This is a genomic window from Mesorhizobium sp. NBSH29, assembly GCF_015500055.1.
Taxonomy (GTDB): domain Bacteria; phylum Pseudomonadota; class Alphaproteobacteria; order Rhizobiales; family Rhizobiaceae; genus Neomesorhizobium.
Map to the genome: position 1 here is coordinate 3,116,922 of NZ_CP045492.1, position 13,813 is coordinate 3,130,734.

The 13,813-nt window shown below is 55.4% G+C and carries 8 protein-coding genes and 1 pseudogene; 3 read left to right on the forward strand and 6 right to left on the reverse strand.

The genetic code is table 11. The annotated features are described in order from the left end of the window. The first annotated feature begins 160 nt into the window (after positions 1-160). Positions 161-2,152, forward strand: a complete 1,992-nt coding sequence (locus GA830_RS15535) for a PhoX family protein (protein WP_195162698.1) — start codon at positions 161-163, stop codon at positions 2,150-2,152. A 62-nt stretch (positions 2,153-2,214) separates the two neighbouring features. Here GA830_RS15535 and dusA read toward each other — a convergent pair whose 3' ends face one another. Further along, complete coding sequence (gene dusA / locus GA830_RS15540) at positions 2,215-3,213, reverse strand: tRNA dihydrouridine(20/20a) synthase DusA (RefSeq protein WP_195162699.1); 999 nt, start codon at positions 3,211-3,213, stop codon at positions 2,215-2,217. Between the two features lie 750 nt (positions 3,214-3,963). Here dusA and GA830_RS15545 point away from each other — a divergent pair. After that, on the forward strand, positions 3,964-4,917 hold the full coding sequence (locus tag GA830_RS15545) for an AraC family transcriptional regulator (protein ID WP_195162700.1): 954 nt from the start codon (positions 3,964-3,966) through the stop codon (positions 4,915-4,917). Between the two features lie 116 nt (positions 4,918-5,033). Here the strand turns inward: GA830_RS15545 and GA830_RS15550 are convergent, their stop codons facing one another. The 5 genes and pseudogenes from GA830_RS15550 to GA830_RS15565 all read right to left on the reverse strand — a co-directional run bounded on the left by GA830_RS15550 (position 5,034) and on the right by GA830_RS15565 (position 12,225). Continuing rightward, positions 5,034-5,780 carry an invasion associated locus B family protein gene (locus GA830_RS15550; RefSeq protein WP_258045469.1) on the reverse strand — a complete coding sequence of 249 codons (747 nt, stop codon included), beginning with the start codon at positions 5,778-5,780 and terminating at the stop codon, positions 5,034-5,036. Then, a complete protein-coding gene (locus GA830_RS15555; RefSeq protein WP_195162701.1) occupies positions 5,716-6,537 on the reverse strand; it encodes an autotransporter outer membrane beta-barrel domain-containing protein in 822 nt (273 codons plus the stop codon). Before GA830_RS15555 ends, GA830_RS15550 begins: the two co-directional genes overlap by 65 nt. Next, positions 6,507-7,031, reverse strand: coding sequence for an IS5 family transposase (locus GA830_RS20430; protein WP_195164712.1), 525 nt, complete (start codon positions 7,029-7,031; stop codon positions 6,507-6,509). The genes GA830_RS15555 and GA830_RS20430 overlap by 31 nt, the downstream gene beginning before the upstream one ends. Positions 7,032-7,069: 38 nt before the next feature. Beyond that, a pseudogene (locus tag GA830_RS20435) lies at positions 7,070-7,318 on the reverse strand (transposase); the annotation flags it as partial. Between the two features lie 35 nt (positions 7,319-7,353). Beyond that, positions 7,354-12,225 (reverse strand): beta strand repeat-containing protein, encoded by a 4,872-nt coding sequence (locus tag GA830_RS15565; RefSeq protein WP_195162702.1) that lies wholly within the window; start codon positions 12,223-12,225, stop codon positions 7,354-7,356. Between the two features lie 738 nt (positions 12,226-12,963). On the opposite strand from GA830_RS15565, the gene GA830_RS15570 reads away from it, so the two are divergent. Further along, positions 12,964-13,728, forward strand: a complete 765-nt coding sequence (locus GA830_RS15570; RefSeq protein ID WP_195162703.1) for a hypothetical protein — start codon at positions 12,964-12,966, stop codon at positions 13,726-13,728. Positions 13,729-13,813: the final 85 nt, after the last annotated feature.

Here is a 13,813-nt window from a genome sequence, read left to right on the forward strand (position 1 = left end):
TCTCCTCTGATGAAGGACCTCCGCTATCGCCGCGATGCGGGGATGTAAAGCGCCAGCACGGTATCTGCTGGACCGTCATCACCTCATTCCAGCGACCGTCAAAGAACTGTAATGTGACCATGCGAAGTGTCCCGCTCCATAGGACCGGACAGGAGCTTCCATGACCCACGATCACGAAACCGACAAGCTGACGCGATCTATCCGCGCCGAACTCTCCGAGGACACCGGCTCCAACAATTCCACAGCCGACACGATGGGTGAAATCATCGCGCGCCGGTTCTCGCGCCGCGATTTGCTGCGCGGTTCTCTCGCCGTCGCCGCCATCACCGCAACCGTCAGTCCGCTTGCCATGCTGGCATCTGAACAGGCGCACGCCCAAGGCACCACCCGCTTTGTGTTTGATGAAGTCACCGCCGGCGTTGATGCTGATCACCATGTCGCTGCCGGTTATGATGCCGATGTGCTGATCCGTTGGGGCGACCCGCTTTTTGCCGACGCACCTGAATTTGACCCGCTCAACCAGACAGCCGAAGCGCAGGCAAAACAGTTCGGCTACAACAATGATTATCTTGGCTTCTTTCCGATAGACGGCAAGTCCGACCACGGCCTTTTGGCCGTCAACCATGAATACACCAATGAGGAACTGATGTTCCCTGAAATGGCGCGTCAGGAAAGCAAGGAAGTTGCCTTCGCCGCCATGACACCGGAACTGGTGGCAATCGAAATGATGGCCCATGGTGGTGCCGTCGTTGAGGTTCTGCGCGAAAACGGCAAATGGACCTACAAGAAGGACTCCCCGCTCAACCGCCGCATCACCGCTGAGACGGAAATGGAAATCACCGGCCCCGCCGCCGGACACGCGCTGATGCAGACCAATGCCGATCCATCCGGCACAAAGGTCAAGGGCATGATCAACAATTGCGCGGGCGGCATGACACCATGGGGCACGTGGATTTCCTGCGAGGAAAATTTCAACGGCTATTTCATGGGCGAAATGGGCGAAGCCCACCCCAACTACGCCAATTTCAAGCGCCTCGGCGCACCGGGCGCACAATATGCCTGGGCCAAATATCATGACCGTTTCGACATTATCAAGGAACCGAACGAAGCAAACCGCTTCGGCTGGGTTGTCGAGATTGACCCGACCGATCCAAACTCAGTGCCTAAAAAGCGCACTGCACTTGGCCGCTTCAAGCACGAAGGTGCCGCCATGCTGGTCAACACAGATGGCCGCGTCGTCGTCTATTGCGGTGATGATGAGCGCTTCGATTATGTCTATCGCTTCGTCACCGAGGGAAAATACAACCCGGATGATCGTGCGGCCAATATGGACCTGCTCGACAAGGGCACGCTTTCGGTTGCCAAATATAATGATGATGGCACCGTCACCTGGATGCCGCTGATCCACGGCGAAGGCCAACTCACGGCTGAAAACGGTTTTGACAGCCAAGGCGATGTGCTCATCCGCACGCGGCTTGCCGCAGACACCACCGGCGCGACCAAGATGGACCGTCCAGAAGATGTCGAGGCCAATCCGGAAACCGGAAAAGTCTATGTCATGCTGACCAATAACAGCCGCCGCAAGCCAGAGCAGGTCGACAAGGCCAATCCGCGCCCTGAAAACCTGTTCGGTCACATTGTTGAAATGACAGCACCCAACAAGGACCATGCCGCCGATACCTTCACATGGGAAATCCTCGTGAAATGCGGTGATCCTTCCATCGCAGAAGTCGGTGCCACCTTCTCATCGGCCACCACCAAGGATGGCTGGTTCGGAATGCCAGACAATTGCGCCGTCGATGCCGAAGGCCGCTTGTGGATCTCCACCGATGGCAACAGCGCAGAAGACACTGGCCGTGCCGATGGTCTGTGGGGACTGGAAACGGAAGGCGAAGGCCGCGGAACCTCCAAACACTTCTACCGCTGTCCTGCCGGCGGCGAACTGTGCGGCCCCATGTTCGCACCAGATGTCCAAAGCGCCTTCGTCGCCATCCAGCATCCAGGTGATGATGGTGAAGCATGGCCAGAATTCGGCCGCGTCTCCACCTTCAACGACCCGTCCACCCGCTGGCCAGATTTCAAAGACAACATGCCACCACGCCCAGCAGTTGTCGTCATCACCAAACAAGGCGGCGGCAAGATCGGCGTTTAAATAACAAGCGCGCGTGCAGCCCTCTCAAAGGGGTGCACGCGCGCTTCACATTGCTCAAAAATTCAGGCCGCAGCCTCGGTGGCCTGTTCAAAATCAACCGCCGCAAACGCATCGCGCAAGACCTCTGGCCCGGCCCCTGCCCGCGTTGCATCGGTTGACAATATCTGCCGAAAGCGCCGCGCGCCGGGCAGGCCGTGGAACAGCCCCACCATATGGCGGGTGACATGGCCAAGCTTGCCGCCATTTTCGATATGGCGCGCTGCATAGCCAGCCATCGTGTCAATCAGTTCGGCAAAAACTATCGGCGCGCTTTCACCGCCGGAAATCAGCGCATCGGCACCTGAAAGCACGCCGGGTGTGTGATAGGCAGCGCGCCCCAGCATCACCCCATCAAGACCGTGCGCAATCTGTTCACGCGCCGTCTCAATGGTCTGGATGCCGCCATTGATGCCGATAAAGCGCGCCGGGTTTGCAGCCTTCAGCCGCTGCACACGGCCATAATCAAGTGGCGGAATATCGCGATTTTCCTTGGGCGACAGACCTGCAAGCCACGCCTTGCGCGCGTGCACCCAAAGGCCATCCGTGCCGGCCCGCCACACCGCTTGCGCCAGCGCATCAAGCGCTTGTTCTGGGTCCTGATCATCCACACCAAGCCGGCATTTCACCGTCACCGGCACATCCACCACCGCCTTCATCGCCGCAACGCATTCGGCAACCAGCTCCGGCTGCTTCATCAAACACGCGCCAAATGTGCCAGACTGAACCCGGTCCGACGGACAGCCGACATTGAGGTTGATCTCGTCATAGCCGAAATCAGCACAAATCCGCGCCGCCTCCACCAGCTTGGCCGGATCAGACCCGCCCAATTGCAACGCCACCGGATGCTCCTGCGCATCAAACCCCAACAGCCGCTCCCGCGACCCGTGGATCACCGCATCGGCAACCACCATCTCCGTATAAAGCAGCGCCTTACGCGTCAGCTGGCGATGAAAGAACCGGCAATGCCTGTCCGTCCAATCCATCATGGGCGCAATGGCGAATATTTTCTCTTTGTTTTTCAATGCTCTATGTTATCTTTCAGATAGATCATATCAAGAACAGAGTGCGCCAAATTTTGACCAAACTGCACGGTTTTGTACCTCGTTTGATCTTTATGTGCACGGATTTTGCCCAGATTGAAAGGACTGTGCGGATGGCAACAATTGTTCGTACTAAGCAGGGACCTGGAGAGCGCAAGTTCGCCGCAAGGGAAAATATGCTTCCCGCACGTCACCGCACAAGCCATCCAGAACAATGCGGCTCTTGTCCGGCGGAATAATGCTTACGGGTTGCCCGGCGTACGTCCTTTACAACCCGCTCAGCGGGCTTCGTGGCATTCATTTGCTTCGTTCTCATCTTCGATCGTTCCTGTTCGTGACGAGACCAAAACACTCCCTAAATTACAACATCATAATGATGACTTAGGTCCTGACGGGGTACAGCCTAGTTCACCGCATCAATCTTGATTTCTTCCGCAAATCTGGGATTTTAGGGAACAAAGGTGTCTGCAACTCTGGGGGCTGTTGAGTTGATAGCGCAAGCGGTTCGCTACATGCGAAGGTCGCACACGACTTCCTGCGTCCGGCTTGTGTTGAGCTCAAATCACCACCACCGCGACGGCGGGTGATAAGCGAGCAATCGCCATTTAGATCACAGAGTCGAATAGAATTTACGCGCTATTGTGGTGACTACGCGATAGAAGTCTCTACAAAAGAAACTGCGATGACTTTAGCAATACAAGAACGACTATTTGATCTTTAGCGAGGACTTAAGTGCCTGCATTAACTGTATTTTCGTCCGACAACATGGCGCGAGACATCTCAGATCGCGAGCGATTCAATCTCTGGCGCGAAATTCATAACGCTGAAATTGCCTGCGTAAACTACAAAATATCAGAAGATTTGCCTTTCCACGCCGAATTGACAGCGCTGGCTGCCGGGTCGGTAGTTCTGGGCAAGATGTCAAGCACCGTGAACATGGCTGAACGCACAAACCAGAATATTGGCGAAGACGCTCGTCATGGGCACAATCTTTTCATCAATAGAGGCCTTGGACGGATCACCGGGACACAGGGCGGTCGCGAGTTTGTTTTAGAACCGGGAGCTGCGGTTTTGATTTCGAGTAGCCAACCGCTTCAGATGCTCGGTGCCGGCATCACAACTTGGGACCATGTGATATTTCCGTTCGGTGCATTAGACGCGGAATTCCGCGGTACCGAGGACAAGGCCGGCATAGCAATCGCCCCGGAGAGCGAAGCGCTGGTGATGCTCGGGCGTTACCATCAACTTATTACGGGCACAAAATTTGAGACCGCCCAACTCAACACGCATATCAGCGACACGTTTATCGACCTTGTTGGCATAGCTGCAGGTATGAAGCGCGCAGATTCCTATACCGATGGAGGCGGCGGATTGCGCTCTGCTCGACTTGCCGCGGTCCTCGGCTATATTTCACAACACTTTACCGATCCTGCCATTTCCGCAGAAGTTGCCGCAATGACGATTGGCGTATCACCAAGATATGTGCACGCCCTGTTGATTGAGACTGGTTTCAGTTTTGGCGAACACGTGCAAGAACGTCGGTTGCAACACGCACGTGTGTTGCTGGCTGGAGAAGCTTCATTCAGGATCGGGGACATAGCGCTTATGTGCGGATACAGTGACATCTCCCATTTCAACCGCACATTCAGACGACGCTTCGGATGCACCCCAACAGCGGCCCGTTAGCGCTTCACCAACAAATTATGCGTGAGAGCCCCAATAATACTCTGTGAGGCTAGTTTGTCGAAGCAAAGCGGAGCCCGTTGGCTCCACCTTTCCTCAGATCATGTATCGTTCGAACTCTACTGCGCGAGAGCTGAAAGCCGATCGTAAGCCGCGGAGAAACCCTTCAACGACACAGTAAATACAGTCTCCTGCCCGCCGTCACTGGTCGCTTTTATTTTTAGGTTTGTGCCTTTTCTGAGCGCCGTCAAACTGCTGGCGTCAAAGCTGATGGGCACGATGCATCCAGCAGGCAAGCAAGTGCGGAACCCAATCGCGGCGCCACTCACCTCATCATCAACCGCTGACGTCACACCGGACGCTAGGGCCAGTCCGAACGGCAGAACCATAATTCCCTGGAACTGATCATTGTGGGCTTCAAACTCCACAGCCAAGACCCGTTGATTAGTCTTGGTATCAATCTGTTGTTGTGACAGTGTGCAGCGATTTTTCTCTACTTTCTGGGCACATATAACTTGCCAATCCTGATAGGATTCCTGCAAGGACGAGGCACCTCCTGGCAGCGTTGGCGGCGTTATTGATGCCTGAGCTAACTTTGTAGATGGTGCGGCTGCGCCGATAGGCGCAGTCTTTTTGGGCGAATTTGTTAGGTTGATCGACAAACCAGTCGCAGCATTGACAACAAACACGGTTCCCAAAGCCAACGTCATTATTGCGCCAACGCCAAAAAGCAGACGTTTTGGAATGTTCATCGCTGGACTTTCATTTTGTTTAATACGCTGTGTTCTATGAAGAGCGAGATCATTGGAGTTTGACAGATAGAGTTGCCTTGATACTTTGATCGATGAAACCGCTGCCGAATTCACCACCATATCTGAAACTTAAATTTGTTGATGGTTGAAGCCTGAAATCAATCCCGGCTTCCACCAGAGCGGCACTGGGTGCCAAAGGCACTCCGGCAATCGTAAAGTCAGTTCCACCCGCAAATGAGTGAGTAGACATTGGCGCTGTCTGACCGATCAACTGACGCCAGCCAACAATGCCATGCGCTGAAGCTTCGACACCGTTTTGCAAGTTAAATTTGGTCGTCGCCCGTAGACCCAGCGTTGTGAACGCCGCGCTATTTGTGCCACCAGAACTCGACAAAGCTGCCGGCCCACCTGTCTCTGTAAACCCGTCTGTAGTCAGATTGACGTAGGCAAGATTGGCAAAGGGTTCAAATGTGATTCCATCCTGTTGCAAACGATAAGCCAGTTCACCAAATGCCTGCGTTGTGCCGGCCCGGTAATCTGACTCCAAATTGTTAGAAAATCCGGGGAACGCTGCGGTACGGTTGGTGGAGATTGTATGCCAAGTATAGGCAACTCCAGTGCGCACAGAAAAGTCACCGACCGCTCCGCCACTGTAAATTCCCAAGTGGTAGTCCGCACTGTTACCAGCAGAATTGCGATCGCCGACGTCAAAGTTAGAATGGCCATAGCCAGCCACGACACCGACCCTCGCTGAATTTCCCACTAGTGTATCAGCACCTATCAACAGCCCACCTGTATTTCGGGCCATGCTTGCAGCATTGCCGTCGCTACCCCAATGACCTAGGCCGTGTGGACGAATTTGATCAAGCATAGGCCTGCTGCGAAGCTTACGATTGAGCGGAAATTTCGTGCTGTCTTTTCGCATCGCAGGGCGACGCGTTTGAAGCGCTTGAGCCGCCCGAAGCCTTGTTCGATACGGGCGCGCGCCTTGTAGAGCGTCTGGGCGAAGAAGGCTGGCCTGTTTTTCTCGTTGGCCTTGTGAGGGATCACCGGGGCGATGCCGCGTGTCCGCGCGGCTGCACGATTGGCCTTGCTGGAATAGCCTTTGTCGCCCAGCGCGGCACGTGGGGTGATGTCCGGCCCTATGTCGAGCAGGGTCTCAAAGCGGGTTGTGTCGGCAACTTGGCCACCGGTCAGATCGAACGCAATGATGTCGCCCGAATTGTCCGCCTTGGCGTGGATTTTCGTTGTGAACCCGCCGCGCGAGCGGCCGAGCGCCTGGCCTTGCTGCCCCCCTTTGCGCCCGCTGCCGAGACATGGGCGCGCACAATGGTGGAATCGAACATCTGGATCAGATGGGCCGATGCGCTCATCTCGGCCAACGTGTCGAAGAAGGCTTCGAACACGCCGGCTTTGCTCAGCCGGTCAAAGCGCTTCCACACTGAGTTCCAGTGGCCAAAGCGTTCCGGCAGCGCACGCCAGCGCACATTCTCCACCGTGAAGAAGTGCATGGCTTCCAGAAAAAGCCGGTCGTCCGCAGCCTTGCGGCCTCGCCGTGGCAGGCAAGCGCGGAAAACCTCCAGCGTGTTCGCCCAATCCGTTTCCGTCATCCTCGTGGACATCGCCGACCTCCAAATCAGTCGACAATCCATGAATCAGACTGGATTGGTCAGCGGAACCCCAAAAGCTATACCTGAGTCAATTCGTCCACACGGCCTAATGCACCATATGCCCGGCCCCAGATGGCTTGAACATCATCTTGGCCCGCCTCGTCATCGCTAAATGCCACACGTAGCCGGTCGATAGCCGCCTCACGCAAAAACTTACTGTCTTCGATAAGCGCCGTTTGGGCCGACGCATGGATCTCGCCAGAAATCTGGTCGAATGCAAACTGAACGTCAGCAACGGTGGCGCTATTGAGAATACCATCAAAAATGGGATTGCCAGCGCCCAAGGCTTCAGCGGCATTACCCGCCGCTTTCTGATTGGGCGTTATACCAATCGACGAAAATGTAGCGGCTGGAACCACATTCAAATATGCATGCGTTGCATCATAACTGGCTTCCAGACCGGATAGCAGGCTAACAGGGATGGTGTAGGTTCCCACCACGCCGCCTGCTGCTTGCAATATTGTATACTGCGTCCCAAGCACATAAGGCCCAGCATCAAGCCGAACAACATTCAAATTTGCGCCGGCAGCAATTGTTGCTGTCCCGGTGACGTCGATCAAATCCGAAGCGCCAGCCATATTTATTTCAACATCATAACTTGAGCCTGCGGCCTGAACCAGATTGCCAGCGACCGTCAAAGTGCCGATGGAATTGCCGGGTGCAAATGTACCACCGGAGTGGATGGTCACTGCGCCCACCGTCCCGCTGCCGCCCAAAATGCCGCCTATGACATCGATGTTGGAATTAGCCAGCGATCCATTGACTGCCAAACGTCCACCGCTGACATTAGTCGATCCGGAAAAACCAGCCGAGTTGCCCGTCAGCCGAGTGACACCCGCCACCTGATTGATCTTGCCTGCACCTGTAATGGGTGATGCAAAGTCATATGCAGCTTCGGTGTGATTGAAATTGAGCGTGCCAGTGCCCGCTCCAAACACCAAACCAGTGGCGGTCATATTACCCGCCGCAAGCGGCGCCGCACTCGCCGCGCCACCAATATTGATCACACCAGTCGAACCCACTTGTTCGGCAACCCTTACATTGCCAACCGCCGAAACCGTGCCACCATTGGAAACATTGAGGGTTCCCGTGCTCTGATCATAATTGCCGACATAAAGATCGACACTATTTGTCCAGATTGAACCAGCCCCATCAACCGTTGCTGTGCCGGTTGAGCCAATCAGATCGCCGACATACCCATCGGTATCGCTGACCACACCGCCATTGCTGATAACCAGCGTCCCGGAACCATATTCACCGACGTCAAACCAACTCAATCCGGTGAAGCTCGAACCAGCGCCATCAACCTTCATTACACCGTTGGCACCTGCATAAGAAGCCAAGCTAGCCCACGTGCTGGCAGTCACTTTGCCGCCATTGATGATGTCCAGCGTACCGGTGCCATAATAGCCGACCGCAAATGAAACATTGTCCCAGGTAGAACCCACACCATCAACGCTTGCATGACCAACGCCGCCTGCGAGGCCGCCAATCTGACCATTAACGCTGCTCACGCCGCCGCCATTTGTGATGTTCAACGTGCCGGCGCCGGCGTTGCCGACCACAAGATCGTGGGAGCTTGTCCAATACGACCCCGCTCCATCGATCGTCGCCATGCCGGATGAGCCTACAGCGCGACCCAAATAGCCGTCAAAATTGCTGACCGCGCCACCGCTGGTGATGTTCAGCGTACCGGCACCTCGACTGCCAACGCTGAGATCGCCCGCATTCGTCCAAGTGGATCCCGCACCATCGATCGTCGCAGTTCCCGTTGACCCCGCGAATAGGCCCAAATCTCCAAACGTATTGCTGACAACTGAGCCGCCATTGCTAACCGTCAATGTGCCTGTTCCAAGCACGCCGACCTCTAAGGCACTGGTCATATTCCAAGTGGAACCTGCGCCATCGATTAGCGCCGCACCAGTGGCACCGGCATTGTTACCCATGACAGCAACATCATTGCTGACCGCACCGCCGTTAAGAACACTTAACGTTCCGATTCCGCGTTCGCCAATTGAGATACTGCCACTGTTCGTCCATGTTGAACCTGCGCCATCAACTGTGACTGTGCCTGTAGAGTTATTATATTGCGCCAAAACGCCCGTCGCATTGCTGACAGCGCCGCCGCTGGTGATGTTCAGCGTACCGGCACCTCGACTGCCAACGCTGAGATCGCCCGCATTCGTCCAAGTGGATCCCGCACCATCGATCGTCGCAGTTCCCGTTGACCCCGCGAATAGGCCCAAATCTCCAAACGTATTGCTGACAACTGAGCCGCCATTGCTAACCGTCAATGTGCCTGTTCCAAACACGCCGACCTCTAAGGCACTGGTCATATTCCAAGTGGAACCTGCGCCATCGATTAGCGCCGCACCAGTGGCACCGGCATTGTTACCCATGACGGCAAAATTATTGCTGACCGCACCGCCGTTAAGAACACTTAACGTTCCGATTCCGCGTTCGCCAATTGAGATATAGCCACTGTTCGTCCATGTTGAACCTGCGCCATCAACTGTGACTGTGCCTGTTGAGTTATTATATTGCGCTAAAATGCCCGTCGCATTGCTAACTGCGCCGCCATTGGTGATGTTAAGCGTTCCAGTACCTTGATTGCCAACGTTGAGATCGCCCGCGTTCGTCCAAGAGGACCCCGCTCCATCGATCGTCGCCATGCCGGATGAGCCTACAGCGCGACCCAAATAGCCGTCAAAATTGCTGACCGCGCCACCGCTGGTGATGTTCAGGGAGCCGGTGCCGAGATTACCAACAGTAAGCCCACCCGAATTGACCCAAGATGAACCAGCGCCAGTTATAGTTGCTGTTCCAACGCCATTTCCGGAACTGCCAAGTATTCCATCGACGTCTTGAACGGAACCACCACCTGAAACAGTCAAGCTGCCGGTGCCGCCATGTCCAATTTCGACTTGACTACTCGACGTCAGTGTACCGCCAGAACCAACAATTATGTCGCCCGTTGATCCAGAATAGTATGCGACGAAAAGCCCCCCGGTGGTGCTGGTGACAACGCCCGAGTTGGCGACATTTAACGTACCGGAACCGTTAAAACCCACAAAAACGTCAGCGCTACTGGTCCAAGTGGATCCCGCACCATTAACATTGACAATGCCAACGCCACCTGCGTTTTCGCCAATACTCGTGGTGTTGGAACTAACAGCACCTCCACTTTGCACGTTCAACGTGCTGGTGCCATATTTGGCTACGACCAACGCGCCGGTATTTGTGAATGTTGAGCCCAATCCCGCAACTTGGCCGAAACCGTTAGATCCAGTGGCATTACCGAAAGTTGCGCCGTTACTGCTGACCGCGCCACCGCTGGTGATGTTCAGGGAGCCGGTGCCGAGATTACCAACAGTAAGCCCACCCGAATTGACCCAAGATGAACCAGCGCCAGTTATAGTTGCTGTTCCAACGCCATTTCCGGAACTGCCAAGTATTCCATCGACGTCTTGAACGGAACCACCACCTGAAACAGTCAAGCTGCCGGTGCCGCCATGTCCAATTTCGACTTGACTACTCGACGTCAGTGTACCGCCAGAACCAACAATTATGTCGCCCGTTGATCCAGAATAGTATGCGGCGAAAAGCCCCCCGGTGGTGCTGGTGACAACGCCCGAGTTGGCGACATTTAACGTACCGGAACCGTTAAAACCCACAAAAACGTCAGCGCTACTGGTCCAAGTGGATCCCGCACCATTAACATTGACAATGCCAACGCCACCTGCGTTTTCGCCAATACTCGTGGTGTTGGAACTAACAGCACCTCCACTTTGCACGTTCAACGTGCTGGTGCCATATTTGGCTACGACCAACGCGCCGGTATTTGTGAATGTTGAGCCCAATCCCGCAACTTGGCCGAAACCGTTAGATCCAGTGGCATTACCGAAAGTTGCGCCGTTACTGCTGACCGCGCCACCGCTGCCGACGTAAAGATTGCCATTACCCGACTGACCAACGCTCAGAGCACCGCTATTTGTCCACGAGGACCCGGCGCCATTGACTTTGACTGTTCCAACAACACCGGTCGTGGCACCTAGGATGCCGATCGTGTCACTGACCGCGCCGCCAGCAGAAATGTCGAGTAAGCCAGCTCCTGCATCGCCGATAATCAAGCCGTTCGTATTTGTCCATGTTGAACCAGCTCCCGCAACGCTGACATCACCGTCTGACCCGGCATTTTTCCCGATCCAACTATGCAATGCGCTAACAGAGCCGCCACCCGAAATGGCAAGTGCACCAGCGCCGTCATTGCCGATCGTTAGGTCGCCGGCATTGTTCCACGCGGACCCTGCGCCATCGACAATTACCGCACCATTAGAACCGACAAGCGCGCCAACATTGCCTGCTACATTGGTAATGACAGCACCATTAAGAATGGCGAGAGTGCCGTTTCCGCCGTAGCCAACAGTGGTATTTGTACCGTTACTTAGCAATGAGCCAACGCCATCCACTGTAATAGTGCCCGCCGAGCCCGAATTGAAACCCAATATGACGCCGTTGCTACTCGTCAGACTGCTGTTATTTGAAATATTCAATATGCCTGTGAGGCCAGTCTGGTACCCGACATAAGTAGTCGCGGCGAAGGCATTGCCAGCATTAATAACTGCAGAATTTACTGCTACAGTGCCCACGAAAGCGATGTCTGCCCCGCCGGGGATCGTCGCGGGTGTCCAGTTTGAACTAGTAAACCAGTCACTTGACGTCCCACCATTCCAGCCAACGCTCGCTGCTATTGCTGCTCTCGGCAGCGTCAGAGCGCTCACAAATGCGAGAACAGAAATAGATAGCATCAAGCGACGCGGCGCAGTCAATTCAGGTTTGAGCCCCATTGAAGCTGAGTCATTGTGGCCCTTGAAATTGTTGCAATGCATAAACTGTCCCCGATTCGACGCGTGACATTCGATTTGTCGGGGAGATATGGCACTTCGCCAAAAAGGCGTCTTGGACAGCGCTGCACCGGAATTGTCCTGTAGCGAAGTGAGTCTGCAATTTAAGAAAAAATCGGCGATTGGTGGGCAATGTGACTGAATAGACACAGATATCTGTGCCGTGGGGCAAGGGCTTGGCGCTGCCGCTGGTAGTCAAAGTGCAAAACGCCAGCGCATATGCTGAGCAATCGTCCCACGGGCCCGAAGACGGTAGAACCCAAATCAGCGAAGTTGCCGCATGTGTGGAGTTTAAAGTCAAACAATGCGTAGAACTCTTTGAAGCTCTTGGTGCCCAGACACACGTGGCCAAATGGTGGATATTGTGGGAGGCACTGGAAAGCTCGTTGTTCGATCGCGCAATCTGGCCACGTGAAAGTTGCAGCCCGATTTTACAACAAGGCATAGTCCCTTGCACCGGACAGCATCCTCCCTATAGGTGCACGCCCTTACCTTGCGGAACAGTCGTCGGGTTGGAGCGTGGGAACACGCCTCCACCCGTCGCAGTTATCGTGCTGGTTCCACCAGTCGAAGTGCCACCCATACATGCCCCTTGCCCAAAGCGACCTGACAGCCAATCCGGCTTTCCTCGACCGCATCACCGCTCAGTCGCGAGATTTTCTCGAAGTGAATGGGCGCATGCCCCGCCTTGCGTCGATCTTTGCCACGCAGCAGCGCTGGCTGATGGCCCATATCGGGCTGACGCTCCACTGGCGCAACAGGGACGGTGAGGACCGGGAAGCGCTCAACCCGGCCCGGTTTGCCCAGGAAGTGGAGGCCCATTCAGTCGCGAGCGCCAACACCGCTGCCGCTTTTTTGGTTGAGATGCATCAATACGGGGTGATCCGCACCCGTCCTTCTGCCACAGACCGCCGTCTGCGCCTCTACGAACCAACTCCCGTGACGATCGGTGCCATTGATGTGTGGATGCGCATTCACCTTGCAACACTCGATGCACTTGACGGCGCGGACCGTGGGACACTGTACGCTCAAGCACCGGATGGATTGCAAACAATCCAGCCGCTGATTGCCGTAGGCCTCCTGAGTTCGCATCCCATTCGTGAGCCGACGCAAGACTTCTCCCAGTTCATGTGGCTCAACAACGGCTTTCTGATCATGGAAAGGTTGATCGCCTCGGTTGAGCAAGAAGATGCGACGCAGGAACGAGCAATCACAGGTCTCACCTCGGTGTCGCGAATCGCCGAGGGGCTCAGCCTGTCGCGGACCCATGCCGCGCGCAAGATCAGGGAGGCGGAGGCTGCCGGAAGCCTGGGTTGGGAAGGCCAGCGCGGACGCTCGCGCCTTTGGATATCCAACCAGTTCCGACACCAGTTCCTGCTGATCCAGGCTGAGAAGCTGGCGATCATCGATGCTGCATTCGAGCAATGCTTCGGGTCCCCGCAACTGCCGGTGCCTGAACTGGAAAACAACCCAAGAATAATCAGTTAGCGCTGATAGACCACCGCCTGCTTCCCCAGTACGGAGAGGATATCGGCCGTCTCTGACGGTACGTAAGGCATATGCCGGGCGGGGA

Coding starts and splice junctions, on each gene's coding strand:
- GA830_RS15565 (WP_195162702.1), bottom strand. CDS start 12,225: ATGCATTGCAACAATTTCAAGGGCCACAATGACTCAGCTTCAATGGGG.
- GA830_RS15555 (WP_195162701.1), bottom strand. CDS start 6,537: ATGCTTGATCAAATTCGTCCACACGGCCTAGGTCATTGGGGTAGCGAC.
- GA830_RS15570 (WP_195162703.1), top strand. CDS start 12,964: ATGGCCCATATCGGGCTGACGCTCCACTGGCGCAACAGGGACGGTGAG.
- GA830_RS15535 (WP_195162698.1), top strand. CDS start 161: ATGACCCACGATCACGAAACCGACAAGCTGACGCGATCTATCCGCGCC.